This window comes from Pedobacter nutrimenti (assembly GCF_032678445.1).
GTDB lineage: Bacteria > Bacteroidota > Bacteroidia > Sphingobacteriales > Sphingobacteriaceae > Pedobacter > Pedobacter nutrimenti_A.
Genome location: NZ_JAVTSQ010000021.1, coordinates 66,044 through 89,950 on the forward strand (window position 1 = coordinate 66,044; position 23,907 = coordinate 89,950).

General features: G+C 40.2%; 14 protein-coding genes and 1 pseudogene. 5 read left to right on the forward strand and 10 right to left on the reverse strand.

Going from position 1 to position 23,907, the window contains the following annotated elements:
- Positions 1-134 precede the first annotated feature (134 nt).
- Positions 135-2,606: a glycoside hydrolase family 2 protein gene (locus R2S08_RS27410; RefSeq protein ID WP_316838093.1), complete on the forward strand. Its 2,472-nt coding sequence runs from the start codon at positions 135-137 to the stop codon at positions 2,604-2,606.
- Positions 2,607-3,279: 673 nt separating this feature from the next.
- Here the strand turns inward: R2S08_RS27410 and R2S08_RS27415 are convergent.
- From R2S08_RS27415 to R2S08_RS27450, 8 genes are all read right to left on the reverse strand, one after another.
- On the reverse strand, positions 3,280-4,695 hold the full coding sequence (locus R2S08_RS27415; protein WP_316838094.1) for a DUF3863 domain-containing protein: 1,416 nt from the start codon (positions 4,693-4,695) through the stop codon (positions 3,280-3,282).
- Between the two features lie 282 nt (positions 4,696-4,977).
- Complete coding sequence (locus R2S08_RS27420) at positions 4,978-5,694, reverse strand: ThuA domain-containing protein (protein WP_316838095.1); 717 nt, start codon at positions 5,692-5,694, stop codon at positions 4,978-4,980.
- A gap of 43 nt (positions 5,695-5,737) precedes the next feature.
- Positions 5,738-6,760 (reverse strand): helix-turn-helix transcriptional regulator, encoded by a 1,023-nt coding sequence (locus R2S08_RS27425; RefSeq protein ID WP_316838096.1) that lies wholly within the window; start codon positions 6,758-6,760, stop codon positions 5,738-5,740.
- Between the two features lie 10 nt (positions 6,761-6,770).
- Complete coding sequence (locus tag R2S08_RS27430) at positions 6,771-7,619, reverse strand: sugar phosphate isomerase/epimerase family protein (protein ID WP_316838097.1); 849 nt, start codon at positions 7,617-7,619, stop codon at positions 6,771-6,773.
- Between the two features lie 38 nt (positions 7,620-7,657).
- Positions 7,658-9,280 (reverse strand): c-type cytochrome, encoded by a 1,623-nt coding sequence (locus tag R2S08_RS27435; RefSeq protein ID WP_133777965.1) that lies wholly within the window; start codon positions 9,278-9,280, stop codon positions 7,658-7,660.
- A gap of 176 nt (positions 9,281-9,456) precedes the next feature.
- Complete coding sequence (locus R2S08_RS27440) at positions 9,457-11,394, reverse strand: DUF1565 domain-containing protein (protein WP_316838098.1); 1,938 nt, start codon at positions 11,392-11,394, stop codon at positions 9,457-9,459.
- A 37-nt stretch (positions 11,395-11,431) separates the two neighbouring features.
- Positions 11,432-12,313 (reverse strand): phytanoyl-CoA dioxygenase family protein, encoded by an 882-nt coding sequence (locus R2S08_RS27445; RefSeq protein WP_316838099.1) that lies wholly within the window; start codon positions 12,311-12,313, stop codon positions 11,432-11,434.
- Between the two features lie 30 nt (positions 12,314-12,343).
- On the reverse strand, positions 12,344-13,690 hold the full coding sequence (locus R2S08_RS27450; RefSeq protein ID WP_316838100.1) for a sugar porter family MFS transporter: 1,347 nt from the start codon (positions 13,688-13,690) through the stop codon (positions 12,344-12,346).
- Positions 13,691-13,932: 242 nt separating this feature from the next.
- Between R2S08_RS27450 and R2S08_RS27455 the strand changes: the two genes are divergently transcribed.
- A complete protein-coding gene (locus R2S08_RS27455) occupies positions 13,933-14,826 on the forward strand; it encodes an AraC family transcriptional regulator (protein WP_316838101.1) in 894 nt (297 codons plus the stop codon).
- 70 nt (positions 14,827-14,896) lie between these two features.
- On the opposite strand, the pseudogene R2S08_RS27460 reads toward R2S08_RS27455, so the two are convergent.
- Positions 14,897-15,604: pseudogene (locus tag R2S08_RS27460) on the reverse strand (hypothetical protein); the annotation flags it as partial.
- 12 nt (positions 15,605-15,616) lie between these two features.
- A complete protein-coding gene (locus R2S08_RS27465) occupies positions 15,617-16,822 on the reverse strand; it encodes a hypothetical protein (protein ID WP_316838103.1) in 1,206 nt (401 codons plus the stop codon).
- Between the two features lie 292 nt (positions 16,823-17,114).
- Here R2S08_RS27465 and R2S08_RS27470 point away from each other — a divergent pair, with 292 nt between their 5' ends.
- The 3 genes from R2S08_RS27470 to R2S08_RS27480 all read left to right on the forward strand — a co-directional run bounded on the left by R2S08_RS27470 (position 17,115) and on the right by R2S08_RS27480 (position 23,907).
- Positions 17,115-18,320 (forward strand): FecR family protein, encoded by a 1,206-nt coding sequence (locus R2S08_RS27470; RefSeq protein ID WP_316838104.1) that lies wholly within the window; start codon positions 17,115-17,117, stop codon positions 18,318-18,320.
- Positions 18,321-18,607: 287 nt separating this feature from the next.
- Positions 18,608-22,051 (forward strand): TonB-dependent receptor, encoded by a 3,444-nt coding sequence (locus tag R2S08_RS27475; RefSeq protein ID WP_316838105.1) that lies wholly within the window; start codon positions 18,608-18,610, stop codon positions 22,049-22,051.
- A 17-nt stretch (positions 22,052-22,068) separates the two neighbouring features.
- Positions 22,069-23,907, forward strand: coding sequence for a RagB/SusD family nutrient uptake outer membrane protein (locus tag R2S08_RS27480; RefSeq protein WP_316838106.1), 1,839 nt, complete (start codon positions 22,069-22,071; stop codon positions 23,905-23,907).

Consider the following 23,907-nt stretch of genomic DNA (forward strand, 5'->3'; position numbering starts at 1 on the left):
AAATGGTCAATAAAAAAATTGATTCTATAAGTCGGATATGCCGACGAACAGTGTTATTGTTTATTACAATATTTGGCACAATATTTTTTGCATCTGCCCAAAATGAGCAGGATATATTTGCAAATTTTGCACATATGCAGCATGAAAAAGTGCCGGGGCTGCAAAAGAATTTGGCACCGGTACTGCCGCATTTGTTGTTGCCGTTGACTGCCACTCCGGGTGCAGCATTTGTTGCCGGAGATGCCATTCAAACACAACAACGTTTAGATATCGAGCTCCGGAAAATGCGCAAGCATTATGCATCCTTCCTTGCTAATTTTGCTCCGGAATTGCCTGATTTTCATAAACGGGTAATGCTGGACACTTTTCAGTGGAAATTGCTCGCGACCGAAATGGCTATTGATGCCAGGGGTAGTCTGTATCCGTTAGCCGCAGTGCGAAACGTAGCAGACTCCACCGTTTGGCGGAAGGTGAAAATCCCCCATTACGAAGGACCAATCAATAAGGCAGAAGCGATATATAAAAGGGATTTGCTGATCGGTAAGGAGCAAATGGCAGCCCCCTCACTGTTCCTACATTTCAATGCGGTTGACTATATCGCCCGCGTGTTTGTAAACGGAAAATTAGTGGGCGAACATACCGGTTTATTCGGCGCATTTGAGTTTGACATCAAACCGTTTGTGCATGAGGGTAAAAACCAGTTAGAAATAAGGGTGTACAATGATGCCATTATGATGGGCGATAATTGGTTTCTCGGTCCTAATAGAAAGTTTGGAAAGAAAATTGCAGCTTGCGGTGGCCCCGGTTGGGATAAATCTGATTTTGGCCTCGGGTGGAAGTCCAGCCCTCCTGGCTTTGGTATTTGGCAGGACTGCTTTTTAGAAAGCAGGAACAGTGCCTATATTAACGATTTGTTTGTGCACCCCCTGCTAGAACAAGCTAAGGCAGAGGTGTCAATTGAAGTACCTGCTGCGGCAAAAAATATTGACGTTGTTTATTCATTATATGGCCAGAATTTCAAAGCAACGCTGGTTAATAAAAAATTAGTAGGGCATGCGGCTATTAGTACACAGCCCGGAACGGACCGATTTGTAACGTTAAAGTTTAAGATTAACATTCCTGCTGGTCGGCTTCGTGTCTGGTCGCCCGAAACACCCTGGTTGTATCAGTTACAGATCAGACTGCTACAGCAGGGTAAATTGGTAGATGCCACAAGCAGCCAGTTCGGAATGCGCTCATTTGTGCAATCGCAAAATAGTGTGCCGAAAGGTCGTTTTTACCTGAACGGAAAAGAAATAAAATTGCGTGGTGCAAATATGATGGGTAACCTCATGCAGTGTGTGATGCGTAAAGATTACCGGCAGTTAATTGACGATATCCTGCTTGCCAAAATTGCAGGGATGAATTTTTGGCGCATGACCCAGCAACCTTGCCAGGCAGAGGTGTATGATTATTTTGATAAGCTTGGGCTACTGGCTCAAACCGATATGCCTGCATTTAATGGTTACCGTAAAGATGTTGTGTCCGAAGCGCAGGCGCAGTTTCTGGAACTGCTGCGATTGGTGCGCAACCATCCGAGCAATGCATTGGTCAGCTATCTGAATGAACCTGATTTCACTAAACCGATGATGATGACCCGTGAACAACATCAGCAATTATTTTATGGATTTGATTCCACAGCGCGAGTAATAAACCCGGGGCAGGTGTGTAAATGGGTGGAGGGTGATTATGTGAATTTGGCACCCCGGTTTTCTGACCACCATGATTATGATATCTGGTATGGCGACGGTATGAGAAATAATTATATCGGGGCATGGCACGATACCCGTGCCGGCTGGATGTATGGCTGTGGCGAGTTTGGCGCCGAAGGGCTGGATAATATTGCGTTTATGAAAAAATATTACCCTTCGGCATGGCTTCAGTTGAAAGTTGATGACCAATGGGACCCACGCAATATTCCGGGCTGCCAAACACCAACTATCGGCTTGAAATGGATGCATTTAAAGGACAATAGTGTGCAGGATTGGGTAAAAGGCAGTCGTCAATTTCAATACTGGGCCATCCGTTTGGCTACCGAGGCACTTCGTCGAAATAATTATCTCAATTCATTTTCTGTGCATTTGCTAATTGATGCATGGCCTGCCGGCTGGTTGAAATCGTTGATGGATGCTGATCGGCAGGCAAAACCTGGTTATTTCGCCTATTTGAATGCATTACGCCCAATTGCAGTCAATTTACGTCCTGATGCCTTTTATGGGTTTTCGGGGGATAGGTGCAATATTGCTGTTTTCGTGTGTAACGATAAAGCCGACCCGATAAGAGGGAGCCGTTTGCGTTATCAGGTGCTACAAGGAAAGAATGTATTATATTCGGGTAGTAAACCGGTTGAAGTGCGGGCCAGCAACGCGGATTTTAAAGGCTATTTAAAATTCCCCATGCCTACAGTGCAGCAACGCCAGGCCATTACTGTAAGGGTTGGTTTGTTTGATTCGAAAAATAAGCTGATACACGATAGTGCCGATGAGATTGAAGTATTCCCGGCCGGTGATAAAGGAAAGAAGCTGGATCACCCCGGTGGTTTTGCACAGGAACTGATTGCACACTAAACTACTCCAATAGATGGTTTAACTATCTTTCATCCCTTAAAAATAAAAATTACGTAGAGAAGGACCAATAAAAGGAGAACACTTATAGGATTTAAAATACGATTTGAAACCCTGCCTTTCAGTAACACAATCAGTAGATTGGCAGATGTAATTGAAAGAGACATCTTAGTCTTTGGGTTGGGTAAATAGAAAACCAATCCTACTCCAATTATAACCATTCCTATGATTATAAAGTCCATAAAAATATCTTTTTTCATTTATTGTTGCTGTGTGAAGTGTTGTTTTTCTTTAGGAGGAACCTTTTACATGATGTAAAAGATTGTATTTGCTGTATTGAAGATGTAAAAAAAAAGCTTCATTAAAAGTTTTTCTTACATCTTCAATTGCGATTCTTTTCTGGCATTTTGTTGTAAATGCGCTAGATTCTAGATCTGTTATTGAGAGGTTCATATAGATACGTCTAATTGAAAAGATCTAACCCCTAAAAAGAATAAAAAAATCTGACAATGAAGTTTAGCCTATTATCGATATTTCTCCTAAACTATGGAAATGAACAACAGCTCTCCTTGCCTCCAATTTTCAATTAGTCATCAATGAATGAGATAACAAACCATATCGAATTCACACTCCTGAATATATGGAGATGAATCAATTTCCTTCACTTGCTTTCAATCTAGAACAACTCGGGATAATATTTTGCGATAAGCTGTTGATCTTCCGCACTTAATTCTTTCAGGGATACAGGAACATCCTGTGGGCGCAATCCCTTCTGATTTATCCGGTTCATCAAACTCCAATCTTTTATCGGATGGTCAGGACTTGGATCTGCAGGTTCTCTAGCCGGAAGGTCATATCGTGTAAAGTCAATCACCTTTTCCGGTGTATTTTTATGCCAGTTTCGCAATAATGCCAGCCTGAAGCTTTTATTCATAAACCAACGTATTTCTTCGTTGCCATACGAGTTTCCGATGCCCAGCCCTTTCTCCTCAAAGCGATAATTCCAATTGTCATTGTTCCGGTATTGCTTCCGCCAAATTTCACCATACTCCCCGAATGTGATGAACTGAACATCTGGCCATCTTTTTTTTGTGTCGCCAACCCATTTTTCCATAGCTTGTAAGATGAATTTATCTCCCCAGTCTTTTCGTTCTGGAGCTTTAACGAGTTGGGCTTCCCAAATATTTGGTATCCAGCCGAAACCATTCAATTCAAACCCACGGTCAAAATGGAGAGATTGGGTATGCATAACAGAGTAATGACCTATTTCCAGCCCAAATTCACAATAGGTTTCTATGGGGCCTACCCCACGTCTGCTGGAAGTTCCATTAAAAGGTGTAGTGCCCGGGATACCACCACTTACCTTGGCACACAGAAAATCCACACTCCAGCCATCTAAGTTGACACAATCAATAAAATCCGCTTTGCTTTGGGCTGGTTTGCAATAGTGTTCCTTTGATGGGTAATAAGGATAAGAAGGAGAACCATCCGCCCCTCCACCATCTACTGCGTGTTGGCTCCAGATTACTCCATGCGCGACATGTATTTTTTCTACTTCAGCAAGATAGCGTAGACTTTCAGCTGACATAAATCCTCCTATTATGCATTTTGGACGATATTTATGACCAACAAAATTGGTAATAAGCTGTAAGGCTTCCGTTATTTCTCGGTTAACCCGCTTCCTCGGAAGGTACATTCCTGGGAAATAGCCCGGGAAATAGGTAACTTCATCACCATATCTCTCTTGACACTCAACCACATATTTTCTAATATCTACATAATTAACACGTTTATCTTCCAACGCATTAAGGGTAAACCCCCAGGTAAGGCGGCCATCAGGATTGTTCTTCGCGAAGGCTTCGCGTATACTACGGACAACTTCCAATGTGTGAAAAGCTGATTCGTCATCTGGGAGCAACTTAACATCCCTTGAAACTTCCCATGGTGTAGTACGGATCATAATGCAAAGGGTTACGAACCTGCCCCCCATCAACGGCCGTACCGATAAAAAAGGAGAATCTTCAGTTGCCGCCAGTAAACTGTTTCCCATTGATGGGGCCATTAAGCCAGCCGATGCTAACAGTGAATTCATAATAAATTTACGTCGTTCCATTTTAAAAACTATTTATTGTTAGAGTGTGTAGGAGGCCTTACCATAATGATCCAAGAGGGCACTTTGTCCAAATGTTCATACATATAACAAGTGCTATTTATTATGTTAGAAATTCCGACCAATTCTGTGGCCTCTTTATAAAGATTATCACTTTCAGACATAAAAGATAGTTTAATATTTGGATAAATTTTTAGATTAAATAGGAAACTTCATGATCAACATATTGTAAAGGAATATAGTAGTTCTTACAAATGCTAAAATTCAGCAAATAGTCACTTTTCCCGTTGCAGCCCACTCCGTTCCCCTTAATACTAATCTTTTCCATTCTTTATTTTCCATCGCAGTAACATCGTGTCCAAGAATACTGCTAAAACATCTTCCTTTACCTTTTTCATTCCATAAAAATACCGGTTCCATAAGACCTCTTCCTTTATTCTTGGGATCAGAATAAGCTTCGGCTAAAACATTCAACTTCGGCTGGACTTTTGCATTTACCCATAGCTCGTCAGTAATCCAAAAGTCATGCATACCTTTGGTAATGGGATGATGCTTATCTTTAATTATAATCTTATGTTTAGTTATTTTTCCATGGGTAGTTTGATCACCCCAGGTAGCTCCTATTAATTCATGAAATTCATCCCAATCATAAAAGACTGCATTTGCCGAATGAATCAAAACAAAACCGCCGCCTTGCTCTATATAGCGCATTAATCCAGCTTTAGCAGACATTGTCCATTTGTCATGATTTTCTGGCCATGCATTCCAATTACTAACGACAACATCAAATTTCTTAAAATCCTGGAAATTCAAAGTATCGGGAGATTTAGTAACGAAAACTTCAAATCGATTATTTTCAGTATAATTTTTCTTCAACTGCAAAGTGGTTGCTTCCCAATCATGGTTGCTGCTTCCTGTAAGTATGAGCAACTGCAATCTATCATTATTTTTTTTTGTGCTGCCAAATGCTATTGCAGCCATTAGAAAACTTAGAATTGTCAATTTAAATCTCATCTTCTATTCATTAATGTACGTAGCTCAATTCGGTTTTTTTTATTAATCGTTCTCTATATTCACTTGGGGTGCAGTGATATCGTTTTTTAAAAGTAGTCGCAAAATATTGGGAACTGGAGAAGCCACATTCATAACAAACACTGGTTACATTTGTCAAATCTTTACGACTCAATAGTTTAACAGCTGCATCCAATCTAACATTAACTAAATAATTAACAGGGGACATATTGGTCAACTGTTTACAGTATTTTAATAAGCTGGTTTTCCCAAGCCCACAATGTTCAGCCATCTCTTCCAATGTCCAAAGTTTTTCAAAATCACTTCGTAAAAACTCCAAAAAAACCTCTACGGTTTTTAAGTTTTGAATCAGTGATTCATCCAGTTCCATGTGGCCTTTTTTAAAGAGGCACAACATTTCCAGCAATAAGTCATTGATTAAAATGCATAGCTTCGATTGCGGGATCTCACTTATAGAATTATCCAAACATTTGCCTAACTCCATAAAACACTGATTTAATTTCTTATCCGTTTTCCATACGCGAACATCATTTTGTCGCAGAATTTTAGTCAAATAATCTAAATCTTCTTTTGCCAGAATAATCCAGCTGGGCCATTCCCAGGACTGGTGAGGTTGTTTCACACCAACATCGATAATTAACCAATACAATTTCCCAATGGTAACATTGGGCGCTCCTACTCTATGCAGCTGCCATGGCCTGGTGATAGTAAAGCTTCCGGGATCAAGATTGAATTGTTCTTTCTGAGTAGAGAAGTATAAACTTCCTGATTCTAAAAAGGTAAATTCAATACCTTCATTTCTGTGCCAGTCCAAACCCCAGTTTTGATCAGTTTTGGCATCCCAATACCCTATACTGTATATTCCAGGTAAAACGGAATCAGGCAATTCCTGTCCCGGATAATTGTACCGGCTTAGCCCCTTCACATTAAGCTGACCGGTATTTGCAGCCTCGATGAGCGGATCACATCGATCCGGTTTATATATTTTATCAAAATCCTTATCCCGCCCCTTCATAGCAATAATTCTATTTTAATGCTAATTTATTCAAAAAGTCATAACTTTCTTTTACCGCATGTTCACCTGCTACCTCTAAGGTACTATATCCATCAAAGCCTATTTTAACCAACTCATCATATATTTTCTCAATACCTACAACCCCTGTTCCCAATGGAATTTGCGACATTCCACAACCAAACATCTTACCACGTTTTTCAATATATTCGGCAGGCAAATCCTTCCAGTGTACATGTTCAATCTTTTCCCCTAATTTTGCGATCATTTCTATAGGTTCAACACCCGCTAACCATAAATTCCCGGTATCCAGATTTACTGCTAATGCATCAGAATTACATGCATCAATGATCCGTTCCATATGCTGCACTGAACCTGTATATTTCCCATGTGGTTCCAGCAATAGTTTAACCCCATAATCTTTAGCCATAGCTAAGGCCTCGTGCAATTTCTCTTTGATGGAGAAAATCGCTTCTGCATCTGTAAGATTTTCGCCAAACTCAGTATGTGCATCCCCCTCTGTAGTGATTACATGTTCAACACCAATGGAAGCCGCCATTCTTATTGCTTTTACGATTTGTGAAGTTCCATACCTCCATGGAGCTGCAGGATCCAACAACGTAGCATGTGCACATACACTTGTAATTGTTATTCCTCTTGATTCAAACATTCTATTTAAATCAAACGCATTGGCATCTAAACTTGCTACTGCATTAAATCCGAAATGTGAACCAAGGCAAGCCCCGTCTGCATTATCAGTAATATCTGCATATTTAAAACCCCAATCTTTAATTTGATCCAATTGTTTATCTAAAGTTTGAAACGGATTTACCAATGCAAAACATCCAATTTTAATAGCCATTTTTTTATTTTAATTCAATTAATAGATATATCCGAAAACTACTTAGCTGCTTCCAAGCTTTCCAAATACCCCAATAAATCATTGACTTCGCCATCAGTAAGCCCATCAAGTAAACCAGAAGGCATTAAAGATGCAGTGATCATTTTACTGGATTTTATATCCTTTTGTTTTATGGTACTTTCTTTATTTCCGAAGCTGATTATTGAAATCTCATCCTTATTCGTCGTCACCATCCTACCATTGACGGTCGTACCATTTTTCAGTTCAATTACCATCTGATCAAAACCTGTTTTAATGTTTTTACCAGGATTCTTAATTGATTCCAATAGTGCACTCTTACTTAAAAGTTTCCCTATTCCCGCAAGATCAGGCCCTAGAAGGGTTCCATTCCCATCTATCGAATGACAAGTAACACACATTCTCTGGCTAAATATAGCTTGCCCATTGTGTATATTTCCTTCAACAAGAGCGGTGCTTTTCTTTGGGTCAGCTGGTTTAACCCAATCCGCCTGAATCATTCTATAAATTGCCCCCATTGGTGTTTTCCAGGGAAGATGCATAGGACCATCATTACCAAACTGAGCTACATATAAATCTCCCTGTTTTCCGATTGCCAAATCTGCAAGTTTTGCAATTTTATCAGCAACAGGAAACTCCTGAGCCTGATACCCACCTTTGGCATCTTTTGTTAATTGTACCCTCGATATTGAACCGTCACCCCACTGGCCATCTGGACCAAAAAAGGAGATCAATAGATCCTGAGCCTTACCAAAAGCATTGTCACTTGGATTAAACCTAATTCCAACGGGTGCAAAGCCGTATTTCAATTTCAATAAAGGCTCAGTTGTTTTCTTTTCATTAGGGTACTTAGATGGATTATTTCCGTAAAAATGTCCTTTTTGAGCAAAATTTAATTCTTCATATTTATTCTCATTACCTCTATTGTCTGTAAAAAACAAATCACCTTGCTTATTGAAGGCCATGCCATAGGCAAACCTCAATCCGGCAGCAAATCTTTCATAAGACTTGCCATCAGGCGCAATTTTCAATATAGAACCGCGCAGGCCATGAGGATCCGGAGCCGGACGATCATTTAAGGCATCTGTGCACAATATAGCAAATAGATCTCCGTCAGGTCCAAAAGTAAGTCCAAAGGTCCAATCAAAGTAATGAAGTGTATGAGGGAAATCCTTAAAAAAGGTGTAACTTTTATCCGCAACTTCATCTCCATTTGTATCTTCATACACCCTTATTTCCTGCGTTGTTCCAACATAAAGTTGATTTCCCTTAAACACGATACTGGTAGGATACCTAAGGCTGTCTTGTTTTACATTACAAAAGAGTTTAGCGTAATCTTCCAGTCCATCTCCGTCAGTATCATGTAAGGAATAAATTTCCCCGGTATAATTGGCCGCATACATCACTCCTTTTGGACCTAAGGTAACTGCCGTTGGATTCCATAAGCTCACTCCGCTATCTATCGGCAGCTTTACGGCAGCATAATGGCCATAAACTTTAACTGTAGTATCTATATTCTTGCTGACTGTCTCTTTCCATTTCACATCATCTTTTGAATGTGATCCATTATTAACACAGGAAATTGCAAATACCCAAGCAATAAATACGATTATCACGGACATCACTTTAATAATATTCCTCATTTATTATAAATTAATCTTTTTTATTAGAACCTATAAATCTAAATTACCTAATACACAGGCACTGCTTGTTCATTATCTATCGTTGCGATATTTTGAACAAAAAAGATTGGATAGCCCCCATAAATGGATCTTTTGCAATTTCCAGATAGCGATTTTAAAGTTCATGGTATGCAGGTTTAAAACACTTTTATTCTTTGTTTACCACTTTGTTTAATTTCGAAAGGTCCGGGCGAAGGATTGACTATATTACGTTTATTACCAAAATAATCATTATCAATTTTAAGGAATGAACCATCTACATTTTCGAAAGGCAGATTAGGAATGATTGCTTTAGTTAAAGAACCAGTAGTTACTAGTGTTCTTTTTTGTTTAGTTAGCCAATTTTTGTCCAATGTAATTTCTAAAAACATCTTGCCGCCTTCTTCCGATAACTTTGTTTCTGCGTCGAAATTTTCATCTGCAATAAAATTCTTTTCTACCGCCTCTTTATCTGCTACATTTTTAATCTTTTCTTTTGCTTCGGCACTTATTTCACCAAAGCTTCTTTGTTTATTACCTAAAACTGCCCTTATTGCTCCTTTTGTATAAACATTTCCATCAAAAACAACAGGTAAAATGCTCTTTTTATATTCACTGGCATTTCCACCATTCACAAATAAATTATTAACAAACTGAATATCGCCACCAGGGTTATCATGCAAAGCCTTAACAAAAGTAGAATGAGGCAAGTGATACGGAGTTAAACGAGCATCGTAAGAAACAACATCCATTTTACCACCAAAAATATTATGGACAAAGGCTGCACCGCTTGAGTTCATAAGTAAGCTTGTTTTAGAAAGCAGTACATTATTGCTTACCAACATCGGACCATGATCTACTTCTAAAAAGATATCCAAGCCATTTTCGTGCATCAAATTATTTTTCACTTGTACACCTTGAGCCATCCAATCGAGCCAAACCCCCATATTAGCTTTATAAATATGATTGTTACGGATCTGCACATCTACTGCCCCATGAAATTTAATACCCGCCATCTCAGCACCATTAAATAATCCTCTAACATGGATATCGTGAATGGTATTACCTTCTACAATACTAAATGCACAGCCCATACTACCCACTATACCCGTTTGTTCGCAATAGGCAATGGTATTGTTACGCACCAAATGCCCTCCAATGGTTCCTTTGTTCCATCCAAAGTTCATAGCCCTGTTAATGGTACCCACATAGCCTTCGGCCGATTCTGTATTTTTATTATCGAAGGCATCGCCATGCTTACCTAAGGCGATACCAACACATTTAGAATATTGAACAATATTATTTTCGATAATCCAACCTTTACTCCAATTGGTACCAATTAAGCCCATTTGCTCGGCAGTTGGTGGTGCCCAATTAGTGGCTGCATGTTGCATCGTAAACCCGCGTACAGTTATATAATTTGTAAATGGTTTTTCTGGATAAAAAACTTTTTGGCGCACATTTATTTCAACATCTTCCTTATTCGGGTCTACGTTTTTAAACTGTGCCCAAATTGTTGTGGTTGTTGCATCTACTTCCGACCACCATAATGGATTTTTTTCGTTGAAAGCTTTCGACATATCCTCTTTCTTTAATGCTTCCATCAACCAATCGCCATTAAGGTATACCGCTCCGGTATGAAAAGTACTGCCTTTAGGAGGCGAATACCAATCGCCACGAATTAAATCAGTATAGGGATTAAATTTTCCAAAAAAACTATTGGGAATTTTCACCACCCAGGTATCATTTTCGGTTTTTTCCCATCCTTTGATGATCTCAGAACCCTTGATTTCTACTTTCTCGCCTTTTGCTGCTTGATAAGTAATCCTTTCTGTATCTGAGTTACCACCACGGGGTGGCACAACCGACTCGCGGTAAATACCGGCATGAACCGTAATTACATCCCCTGGCATGGCTTTGTTAGCTGCTGCAGTAATGGTTTTAAATGGTTTAGTTACCGAGCCGTCACCCGCCTCGTTACCATTGGCAGATACGTGGTATTCGTTTGCAGGCTTTTTATTTTTACTTAATGATTTTGTTTGGGCAATAGTGCAGAAATTAGTTAACACAAGTAATCCCAGAAAAAGAGTTCTCATTTTTATTCGATTTAGATTTGCAGACATTTCTTCAGATTTACAAGTCTGTTTTTATCTTTAATATTTCTGGCCTTAAATAAGGCTCATTTAAATCTACAATAGATTTGTATGCATAAGGATCTTTTCCTGCAACAAGTACAATATCCCGCAAATCTTCAGTAGCAGGTAACTTTCCATCCTGATCCCATGGCAACATACTTTCTGCACTCATGTAGTGATTAACCAATGCAGTCCGGAAATTATGAGTTGTTTTATTACGCAACGAACTGTGCAGCAAGTAACCATTAAAAAAAACAACACCGCCGCTTTTTACTGGAACTGAGATAATTTCTTCGTTACTGTAACTGCTCACATCAATGGTATCTACATCCGCATATTCCTCACTGCTGCCCGGTACACGCGGCATAATATACCCCGGTTTATGGCTGCCTGGAACAATCCACAAACAACCATTTTCTACGGAAGCATCATCAATAGCAATCCACACCCCTACCAGCGACTTATCCCTGGTGGGAATGTAATACTCATCCTGATGCCATGCCTGTCCGGCTTTTCCCGGCCCCTTTACAAACAACATGCTTTGCATGCATTTTACATTAGGGCTAACGGTTTTACTTAATACCTCTACAATATTCTTTTGCGAAAGAAAATCTTTAATAACAGGTGAAATTTTATGCGGAAAATGTATGGCTACATATTTTTTTAAAACATCATCATCAGTTTCATTTTCCAATATCGGCAACATACCTTCTATCGTTCCGTATTTACCACAAAAAATCTTGGTGGTGTCTTTCTTTAAGGCAAGGATTTCTTCAGCAGAAATAAGTCCGGGAGCAATCAGGTAACCATAGTCATGGTAAAACCTCACATTGTCAGGGCTTACCAGTTTATCGACAATGAATTGATTTGGGTTATTCATAAACTTTAATATTATTAATAAACAATCAGACTATTTGGTTAGTAGTTTTTCCAATGCTTCCAATGTTTGTCCCTTGGTTTCTGGAACTTTCCATTTGATATAGAAAAAATAGATCACACACAGGCCAGCGAATATCATAAGCGTTGCCGCTACACCCAGTTTTTCATTTAACACAGGGAAGGAAAAACTTGCTGCAAAATCTGCTACCCATAAAACTAAGGTGCTTAAGGACAAAGCAAGCGCTCTAATCCGGTTCGGAAAAATTTCGGAAAGCAATACCCAGGTTACTGCACCAAGGCTGGCTGAAAAGCCCGCGATGTACAACATCAGGAAAATCAGCACCAGATAATGATCAAAATAACTGAAATGAAAACAAGCAGCAACACCAATGAGCGATAAGCCCATTACCGCGCAACCGGCCAGCAATAACATTCTCCGGCCCGCTTTATCTACTAACCAAATCGCTACCAGGGTAAACAAAAACATCATTATTCCTATACCAATGGTTTGCAGCAATGCATTTTCATTACTAACGCCAGTATATTTAAAAATTTCTGGCGCATAATATATAATAGCGTTGATTCCAGTTATTTGTTGAAATACAGCGATCACGATTCCAATCCACAACACTGAACGAAATGAAGGGAGCCATAATGCTGAAAGTTTTTCCTTGGTTTCATGCTGAAAACTTTCTTCAATCGCAGCGACCTCTATACGACAGTATTCAATACCCCCTACTTTTTCCAGAATTTTTTTAGCTTCCTGGCTACGGTCTTTTTGTACCAGCCACCGCGGCGATTCTGGCACAAAAAATAAGGACACAAAAAATAAAGCTGAGGGAAAGGCCTGCGAAGCAAACATCCATCGCCAGTTATTTTCTCCTATATCTGACAATAAATAATTAGACAGATAAGCCATTAAAATGCCACTCACAATGGCCAATTGATACAAAGAAACCATTCGACCACGTAATGAAGCGGGAACCGTTTCTGCGATATACATAGGACCTACCATTGCTGCTGTACCAACTGCCAGACCACTCAATATCCTAAATCCAACAAATACCTGCAATGACTCCGCAAGTCCAGTTCCGATACCGGTTGCCGCAAATAAAAATGCGCAAAACATCAAGGTGGTTTTTCGGCCACACACATCACTCAGCTTGCCTGCTATGAAAGCCCCTAAGGCACATCCCAGTAAAATTGAACTTACCGCCCAGCCTAACGAAAACTCATTCAATTCAAAATAAGGCTGTATATAGGAAATCGTACCTGAAATAATGGCGGTATCAAACCCAAATAATAAACCGGCTAATGCTGAAATCATACTGACCAGCACAATGTAAGATTGATTTAAGGTAACTTCGGGTTGCTTCATAAATACATTTCTTTAGCGTTATACTGCTTTCTTAATAATTCTATTATATGAACATCAATATCCCACTGGCTGCTTATCGGCTGGCGCGTATAGGGCACAGCTGGCATATATGGCAAAGGGTCAAATTTCTACTAATTTATAAGCATCTATGTGATACAAATGCTTATAAATTATTAAAAAACTAAACTATATTAATCAAACACAAACAATAATATATTTGCAGAACCAAATATTTTAAAATTATGAAGTCACACGTCCAAAAATTACCACTTGGTGATCATAATTCATTTATTGCCAAAACCTTCCGGACACCATATTTTGAAGTTGGCTGGCACCAGCATATTGAGTATGAACTCATCTTGTTTACCCAAGGCTCAGGACTGAGTTTTATTGGCAATCATATAGGAGAATTTGAGAAAGGTGATGTTTATTTCTTAGGCTCCAACATACCACACACATTTCAGAAAAGAGAACCCGAATCTATAACCAGTGCAGTCGTGGTGCAGTTCCGTGAAGATTTTTTGGGAAATGATTTTATCAATGCTCCCGAATGCAGACTTATTAAACAGGTGTTGGAAATATCACGATATGGTTTAAAAATAACAGGCAATACCAAACAGCAATTACAGCCTCTCATTACAAACCTTGAATTTGCTGAAAATTTCAGACGTATACTTATTCTGGGAGAATGCCTTGAAATCATTACTTCGGCAAGAGATTACCAACAAGTAACTGCCTATGGGATGCAGCAGGAAAACCAGAAAGATAAGGAACGAATAGATAAAGTTTTCCAATTCACTATAGATTCATTTAAAGAGCCAATTTCTCTTTCGCAAGCAGCAGCCATCGCCTGTATGAGCGTACCCGCCTTCTGTAACTATTTTAAACGAAGCACAAAGAAAACCTATATTGATTTTTTAAATGAAATTAGGGTGGGCTACGCTTGCCATCTGCTTACAGAAACAAAGAAAAACGTTACGGATATCTGTTTTGAAAGCGGCTACAATACCGTAGCTAATTTTCACAAACAATTCCTTAAAGCCAAAAAGCTGACCCCACTTCAATACAGAAAATATTTGGAGAGTGACATACCACAACGCGGTACCAATATCTACTTTAATTCCCAATCCACATGATCATTTAATTCTTTATCTGATTGATCAGCTTCAGTATTGTGTATTTCCTTTCTCCAAAGAAAGGCTGCAATTAGAGCGGATTAAGCACAAGCGTTTCCTGCGGCGAAGTCTTTAGCATGAAGCATTCGCCACTAACGGTTTCTGTAATCTTGCCTTTGCGGCTAACGCGTACCTTGTGCCCGCGCCATGGATTGGCGACAGTGCAATCGCGGCCCTTTTCGCTGAAAACTTTCACACCGGAAATAATGCCTCCCTTCTGCCGGGCAGAGACTAGAAAGGCACCACGTGCCCGCAGCGTGCCGAACCTGGCATCCTGATTTTTTGGCCAGTTCGGAAATAGGCGCAAAACGCCGTCGTAACTCTGAAATAACATTTCCTGGATGGTACAATGTTGAATACCTACAGCATTGCCATTTTGCCAGGCACAGCCGATCTCACTATAGCGAAAAATCGGCAACGTACGGTTTTCGGGAATAGATAACGCGGTCTGAGAACCTATCGGGAGCTCGCCGAGATTACACTGCGGATAGTCGCCGAGCCGGGCAAGAATGTCTCGCCATTTTGCCTGCCTGCCACGGTCCTCCCCGAGTTCGTTACTGAGGTCGAGCGCCAGATCCATCACCTGCCGGATCAAAGCCAGCGAGACAATGGGGTTTACATCCTTTCCAGAATTCTCAAGCGCGGCGTCATTGCGGTCCACATACCTACCGTTTTCTAACACGAGAAAATGCTCCCAAAACTTTGCAACTTCGCGTACAAACGGATAGGCGCGCCTGGCGAATTCTCTATCCTATGTAGCGTACCAGGTAGAGGCCAATGGCAGACAGGCGTACGAAGCATTCGAACGCTGGCCCCAAGTGGTCGGCGCACCGGCAACTCCATAAGGGAGAATGGAAACGGGGAAAAGCACTCCGTCCTTCATTTGGAGTAACTCACTGTTAGAGCACATTGTTTCATACTTCCCCTCGTTGCGGGCGCAGTCTCGACCGAGTTCTATGGCGTCAATAACCGCATCGTTGCATGGCATCGCCTGTTCGATGTGGTTGGCCGCATAGAGGCCGTAGAAGGGCGCGAAGAAGTTATAGTTGTTGAAATATGCGCCACCCCATTGTGGCGTTTGCTCGGAGAGCGTCCAGCCAAACAATCCGGGTGGGAAATGTGAAAGGCGGCTTACACTCGCCATGCAGTAGTGCGACAGATAATAGCGTTGCTCTAAAGCCTTGTCGGGAATTTCGACAAACGAGCGACTCCAGAAATGCGCCCACCATGCATTGTGGGCCTTCTTCAGCAAATTTAAGCTCGCCATGCTGGTCTGTAATGTGCGATGCACGGCATCTGCCTGATAGTCTGCAATATTTGCCAGACCAGAGGCCGTGATTACAAGAACCACTGGTTTGCCTGGTGCAATTGTGAAGCCCGCAGCATCACCACCAAACACACGCAGCGCACATGCAGCACCAGTGCTGCGTAACACACCATTGCGCCCCTTCTCATAATGGCGTTCAATTAATTGCGGATCGGCCACCACCGTAGTGCTAATTGCAGCCAGCCGCGCATCACCATGGATCTCACCACCAGTGGTCTCCAATTTTACCCACATCAGATTTTCTGTTGCGGCTACTGCGGTTTCTACCTTGAGTGTCAGGCCATTCTTGTGAAACTCTCCATGAGTGATGGCCTGCTTCAAATCTTGAGTGACCAGGTAACTGGCCCCTTGCATGCCCTCAAGGTTGATGTCTAACCTGCCAAGTGCACACGGTCCACCGTTTGGCTTCAGCTCCCATAAATCTGCCTTGCCCAGATAGAATTGAAGCCGTTCTGCCGAACCTCCCATCGCGGCCAGCAGATCGCCATTGCCTAACAACGGCGCGTCTGTGGAACAATTGGAAGGTATTTTTGTAGGCGGAGCAGTGAATATAGCTTGGTTGGGCCGCATATTTTGTCCAAATGCAGCCACGTTAATCAACAGTAAGAAAATTAGTTTTAATTCCTTCATAATTGGGTTTGGTGTCTAAGGGCACTCTTATACGTCACTAATACAAATGGGAAGGAGTTTACATATATACAGAGGGCATCAAAAAGTTAAAATAAATTATAACAAACTAACTTTCAAATACATAAAATCAGTTTATCTTCCAAACCACAGTAGATATTAGATGGATTACATTTCCGGCGGAAAAAAATATTCAACTGATAATAAGACACTTAAATAAAAAACAAACATTTCTTCTTTATTGACGTATATGTAAACCTGCTGCCATTTGTATTGGTTACAAAAAAGCGAAATAGTGGATACAAGAATCATACATCTCTTTATAAAATACCTTAATGAAGAATGCACTCCAGATGAGCTAAATGAAGTGTTATTTTATTTAAAAAATGGGAAGTACCAGGCCGAGTGGGATGCTGTTCTCTCCAAAGATGCTGAACAAATGATGTGCAGCGACAAACAAAGCGCACTTAGTAAATCAGAAGAAAACAGTCTATACCAGCGCATTGAACGCGATCTCAGAAACCTCAATGAAGACGAAGAAACGCCACTTCTGACGCCTGAAAGAAAAGTATCCTTATGGATAAAATATGGTAAGATTGCTGCAATTTTGATTGTCTTTGGCTTTGGTTCCTTTTTTTATTTTAAGCAGCATAGATCTGATACACAACAGTTGGCTCAAACAAATGATGTTTCGCCAGGTATAAATTCAGCTACCTTAACTTTAGCAGACGGCAGGAAAGTAATCCTTTCTGCTGCAGCCAATGGAAAACTGGCAGAGCAATCGGGTGTAAATATTTCTAAGACGGCGAAGGGAGAGCTCATTTATGAGATTAAGGACAACAAGACTGCTGACAAACTAAAATACAATACTCTATCTACAACAAAAGGAGAACAATATCGAATACGTTTGCCTGATGGATCTTTAGTCTGGCTCAATGCAGCCTCTTCTTTGAAATATCCGGTTTCTTTTAATGGGAACAAAGAACGTAAAGTAGAGTTAAATGGGGAGGCCTATTTCGAGGTTGCTAAAAATAAAGCACAGCCCTTTCTGGTAACCACCAATAAACAAACTGTAAAAGTTTTAGGAACCCATTTTAACATCAATGCCTATCCGGACGAACCAGCCACTAAAACTACCCTTCTTGAAGGTTCGGTGCAAATCTCCTCCTCATCTAAGGTAAAAACACTGAAACCAGGAGAACAATCGGCCCTTACAGATGATAAGATTAGCATTAAAGAAGTCAATACAGAAGAAGGCATTGCATGGAAAAACGGCTATTTTGTATTTGACAATGAAAACATTAAAAGCATCATGCGGAAAGTATCCCGATGGTATAATGTAGAAGTCGTATTTGAAGGTGATGTTGCTGAAAAGGAAATCGGTGGGATGATTTCCAGGTACGAGAACATTAGCCCGGTTTTAGAGCTGCTAAAAGCCACTAAGGCTATAAACTATAAATTAGAAGGAAAAAGAGTAGTTATAATGCCTTATAAACGATAATACCAACACACAAACCAATCAACCAAATTAATTAAACCAACAAACCAAATCAGATGAAGAATAAGCTACGACATCAGAGTTAACAGAGGAAAGGTGACTAGAAAAAAAGTCGGAAAGTGCGGGAAACACGATCCGACCAAATATCTGAGTTAACCTACCCGGTAAACCGGGAAAAAAACGGTATCAATCATTTATGCATTAACCCAAACAAAAACAAAAGTATGCAAAAATATACTTATAACCTTGTTATGCCCTTTAAGGGGATACCTCCTAAAATTTTATTAATTATGAAATTAGTCATAATTATAATGACAGCCTGCCTGATGCAAGTAAGCGCAACTACGCTTGCGCAGCGAATAACGTTGAATCAAAAGGCTGCAACATTAGAAAAAGTACTCAGAGCAATCCATGACCAGTCTGGTTACAATTTCCTTTACGATGTAGCACTTTTGAAAAAGGCCGATTTAGTTACAATAGACATCAAAAATGCTACGGTTCCGGAGGCTTTAGAAAGATTACTCAAGAACCAGCCCTTTACTTTTGAGATTAAAAGCAAAACTATAATACTAGACCTCAAGGAAAAAGCTGTTACGGAAGAAGTAAAAGAAAAGATTGCTCTGGCTAAAGTTCCAACATTAGCTGTGGCTATAATTCCTATAAAAGGTAGGGTAACCGACAACAAAAACTTACCTCTGCCAGGGGTAACGGTAAAAGTCAAAAATGGAAAGACTGGTGCAATAACGGATAATGATGGTAGATTTAGAATAGATGTTCCAGATCAGGATGCCATCCTTATTTTTTCATTCATTGGTTTTATAACTAAAGAACTGCCTGTTTCGTCTGATGGTGAAATGACAGTTAGTTTGGAACAGGATCAAAGTAAATTAAATGAGGTTGTTGTGGTGGGTTATGGCACACAAAAGAAAGAGAATTTAACAGGCGCAGTAGCCACTATTAAATCAAAAACTTTTGAGAACAGGCCAACAGCAACACCTTCCAATTTATTACAAGGGGTAACTGCAGGTGTGGCGGTTTCCGCATCAGGACAGGGCGGTTACCCAGGCTCAACTTCCACCATTCAAGTCCGGAATTATGCAACCTGGAAAGGTGGTACTGATCCATTATTCGTAATCGATGGATTTACCCGCGACAAAGCAACTTTTGACAACCTAAATCCAAGTGACATTGATAATATAAGCATTTTAAAGGATGCAGCCTCTGCTGCTATTTATGGAATGAGGGCTGGTAATGGGGTGATCTTAGTGACCACAAAATCTGGAACGGAAGCCAATAAAGAAATATCCTATAATGCCAATTATACCTTTAACTCCCCTACCCGATTGCCAAAGCTGATGAATGCCTTTGAACAGGCCACTTTAGTAAATGCCATATATGCGGGCCAGGGGTATAATTCTAGTAACGCCAACTGGTACGCTGATGATGAGCTGGAGCATTTTAAAACCAATTCATATAGTCCTTTTGATGATGCATGGAAAAATCCATGGGGAACCAATCATAACTTATCTATTCGGGGTGGCTCTAAAGACATCCACTATTTTGTGTCTGGAAGTTATTTGAAACAAGGTGGCGGTTTACAGCAATCATTTGACAAATACACTGTTTTAGCCAAACTAGATGGAGAAATAACCAAGGGGATGACCTTTTCACTGAATATTGATGGGGCTAACACCAATAATAAACGGCCAAATTTCCCTTATGGAACGGATCAGAACATGGGCTATTTCTGGTATTACCTTTATTATGCATTACCGTATCAACCTGGTCAGATTAATGGCCTGCCCAGAGCAGGCTCAGGTACTAGTTTTGTAGACCCGGCGGTGATGAAAACAAATTACCGTATTGATCAAGGCACGGCATTAAACGGAAATTTTGAGCTTAAATACAAAATCCCCGGAATAAGCGGTTTGGCTGCCCAGGGAAAAATTGGCTATAATAATCAATATTCTTTTTATAAATATTTTAATGCTGCTTATAAAGAATATTTTTTTAAACCCGGCGGCTCTCATGGGCACTATTTAACCTCAGAGCTGGATACCAGCAGGCCAGGTGGACCTGCCCAATTTAATGATATTGTTGCTGGAGCATTTGGTTCAAACCAGTACCTAACCAGTGGATACGGGAAGTCTTCTGCTTATCAATTGGATTTGATGCTTACTTATGATAAGAGTTTTGGAAAACACAGTTTCAATGCAATAGCTGGATATGAGCCATCAGAAAGCAATAACAATTCACTTAGTGCATCAAGAAAAAATTATGACAACTTAAATTATCAGGAAATTAATGGAGGCTCATCTGACAATAAAAACTGGGGAAATTCGGGAACTTCAAACTATTATGGCCAGGCATCTTATTTTGGCCGGTTGGATTACAACTATGACCAGAAATATCTATTGGGATTTACATTTAGAAGAGATGGTGATTTAAGGTTTGCCGAAGATAAACGATGGGGTAATTTCCCAGCGGTTTCTGCAGGTTGGAATATAGCTAATGAAGATTTTTTTAAGGGTCTTAAATCGTATGCTGAAAGTCTGAAACTCAGAGCCTCTTACGGAATAACAGGCTCAAATGGTAATATTGCTTATTGGTTATGGCAACAAACCTATAACTTTAATACCAGCTCAGGCTCTCTTTTAGGCTCCTCCATTCCATCTTCAATTACTCTAGGCACCTATCCAAATCCAGATGTTACCTGGGAAAAGAACTACAATATCAATCTTGGCTTAGATTATTCCTTTCCAAATAGATTGGTAAACCTTACAGTGGATTGGTGGCAAAAGAAAACAGTGGACATATTGGATACTAAAATTGCCTCTACCCCTATTACAGTTGGTGCTGTTTTACCTGCAGTTAATTATGGAAAGGCTGTTGCTCATGGTATTGAAATTACCTTAGGCCATGAAAATTCCATTGGAGAATTCCATTATCAAGTTGGAGCCAACTGGGCATTTTCAACCAATAAGTATCTACAAAAAGATCAGGCAGCAACTGTGCGTGATTTTTATAACCAGATAGGAAAGCCGATTGATGGATGGATAACTGGGTATAAAGCAACCGGTATCATAAGAACACAGGCAGATGCCGATAAAATTATTGCAGAAAAAGGATCAGCTTTTACCATTTTCGGATACAAGCCAGCGCCCGGAATGATTATGTATGAAGACATACGCGGGCCACTTGGAAAAGATACTCCGGATGGCAAAATTGATGGAGATGATGCGACCTTACTGAGTACAAATGGCTCGCCAAGAATATCCTATGGTTTTAATGCAAATGTATCCTGGAAAGGATTTGGACTTTCGACTATTTTCTCAGGTTTCGCAAAATATGATGTCATGTTAGCAGACGGCTACAATGGAGCTAGGTCAGCTGCTATTTACCAAACTAATTTAACCGTTTGGAACGATAGCTGGACCCCGACCAATACCAATGCGGCTTACCCGAGCCCCTATTATTCAACTTTAGGTTTGTTTCCCGCTTCCACATTTTGGATGCGCAATGGTGCTTTTCTGCGTTTAAAAAATGTAACCTTGAGCTATACAGTTCCCAAAAAATACCTCCAAAAATTTTTATTAAAAGGAGTAAATGCCTATGTAAGTTGCGAGAACTTATTTCTTTGGGACCATGTTGGCGTATATGATCCTGAACTCGGAACTCAATTGGCTTATCCACTAATGAAATCGGTCTCGCTGGGCCTGAATGTGAAATTTTAATTATAAAATATTTAATTATGAAATTTAAGTCAATATTCGAATTAACAAAGAGCGTTTTCTTTGTGATTGTACTTATAGTATCACTTATCGGCTGCAAAAAAGTTTTTGATCAACCTCATATTGGGGCAATAACAACAGATGAAGTTTGGAATAATCCAGATAATGTTGCGTTATATGTAAACCAATTTTACAGCATCTTGCCTGCCTGGAACCGGAATGAAGTTTATTCGGAAGAGGCAGGTACCATCAATTCCTTTTTGAATGCGAAACAACAAAGTTCGAGTGCCTTTCCAGATAATATCGACTGGAATACAGCCTATTCAAGGATTAGAGCAATCAATACTTTTTTTCAAAACATCAACAAGGTTCCAGGTATGGATAAGGCCAGAAAAGATGCATTAATGGGCCAGGTTTATTTTTTCAGGGCCTATCAATATTATTCAATGGTTAAGCTTTACGGTGGCGTTCCTATCATTACCGATGTACAAAGTCCTATTGATAACACATCGACTATGGTGGCAAGGAACACCACTCTAGACTGTTTCAATTACATCGCAAAAAATCTGGATTCGGCAATCACGCTCTTACCACATACCTGGGGGGCCAGTGATCTGGGTAGAGTGAGTAAAGGTGCTGCAATGGTAGTTAAAGGCCAAACCCTGATGTTAAAAGCCAGCCCGTTATTTTGTCCCAAACAGAATCACCCTGAATTTTGGACAGAGGCTTATAATGCCTATAATGACGCCCTAACTGAACTAAACTCTAATGGTTTTGGTTTATATACAAAGGGTGGAAATAAGGCTTACCAAAACATGTGGTATGATAAAAGCGGAGCTACAAATGAAATGGTCCTTTATGTAAGATATGCCGACCCTACCAAAAACAATGGATTTCAGGCTGGACAGAGACCGCTGTCTGTTTCTGCGGGAAGTGCGGGTGCATGCCAGCCAACCTGGGAAATGGTAAAAGCATATCCTATGATCAACGGAAAAAACATTGATGAACCTGGATCTGGATATAGCAAAGCTTACTTTTGGAAAAACAGAGACCCGAGATTCTCTCAAACCATCGTTTACAATGGGGCAAATTATGGTTTTGCAACAAATACGAGTCGTATTCAGTGGATGTTCCCAGGAGCCCCAGATGATGGCTATTTGGGCCCATATCAACGAAGTGGTTTTTATACCAGAAAAGAGATAGATACCACTTTTGCAACCGCAGATCTTTCTAAACAGGCTTTTGACTGGCCTGTAATCAGATATGCAGAAGTTTTACTGGACCTGGCAGAATGTGCCAATGAAACTGGGAATGGACGTATTGCAAAGGATAATCTAATTTTAATTAGAAAAAGAGCTGGGATAGTTGATGATGGTGGTGGAAACTATGGATTGGCGTTAGGCGTTGGATCTGATTATCAGGCAACCCTTAATGCACTTATGAAGGAGCGTCAAATTGAACTGGCGTTTGAAGGGAAACGTTTCTGGGATTTACGAAGGAGAAGATTGTTCTCTGTTTTGAATTCACAAAATACCTGGCATGCTTACGGCCCTTACCTTGCCGATACCAGGGGAACTGCCGCTGATACAACAGGAAAGAAATTACATGATTATTCTGCTATAAACAGCTTCCTGACTTCATTAGTGCTTAACCCACCTAAAGGTGTATCTAAGGATAGCATACTTAGAGCCGCAACACTATATAAAGAAGAGGTCATTACCAGGTCTACCGACAACTCCATAATGATACCTGACACCTATTATTTTTGGCCTATTAGTACGAACTATATACAGAAGGACAAAAACCTTATACAAAATATTGGCTGGGATAATGGTACATTTAATCCTATAATACCATAA

Coding starts and splice junctions, on each gene's coding strand:
- R2S08_RS27410 (WP_316838093.1), top strand. CDS start 135: ATGCAGCATGAAAAAGTGCCGGGGCTGCAAAAGAATTTGGCACCGGTA.
- R2S08_RS27455 (WP_316838101.1), top strand. CDS start 13,933: ATGAAGTCACACGTCCAAAAATTACCACTTGGTGATCATAATTCATTT.
- R2S08_RS27465 (WP_316838103.1), bottom strand. CDS start 16,822: ATGAAGGAATTAAAACTAATTTTCTTACTGTTGATTAACGTGGCTGCA.
- R2S08_RS27425 (WP_316838096.1), bottom strand. CDS start 6,760: ATGAAGGGGCGGGATAAGGATTTTGATAAAATATATAAACCGGATCGA.
- R2S08_RS27445 (WP_316838099.1), bottom strand. CDS start 12,313: ATGAATAACCCAAATCAATTCATTGTCGATAAACTGGTAAGCCCTGAC.
- R2S08_RS27480 (WP_316838106.1), top strand. CDS start 22,069: ATGAAATTTAAGTCAATATTCGAATTAACAAAGAGCGTTTTCTTTGTG.
- R2S08_RS27435 (WP_133777965.1), bottom strand. CDS start 9,280: ATGAGGAATATTATTAAAGTGATGTCCGTGATAATCGTATTTATTGCT.
- R2S08_RS27450 (WP_316838100.1), bottom strand. CDS start 13,690: ATGAAGCAACCCGAAGTTACCTTAAATCAATCTTACATTGTGCTGGTC.
- R2S08_RS27420 (WP_316838095.1), bottom strand. CDS start 5,694: ATGGCTGCAATAGCATTTGGCAGCACAAAAAAAAATAATGATAGATTG.
- R2S08_RS27430 (WP_316838097.1), bottom strand. CDS start 7,619: ATGGCTATTAAAATTGGATGTTTTGCATTGGTAAATCCGTTTCAAACT.
- R2S08_RS27440 (WP_316838098.1), bottom strand. CDS start 11,394: ATGAGAACTCTTTTTCTGGGATTACTTGTGTTAACTAATTTCTGCACT.
- R2S08_RS27475 (WP_316838105.1), top strand. CDS start 18,608: ATGAAATTAGTCATAATTATAATGACAGCCTGCCTGATGCAAGTAAGC.
- R2S08_RS27415 (WP_316838094.1), bottom strand. CDS start 4,695: ATGAATTCACTGTTAGCATCGGCTGGCTTAATGGCCCCATCAATGGGA.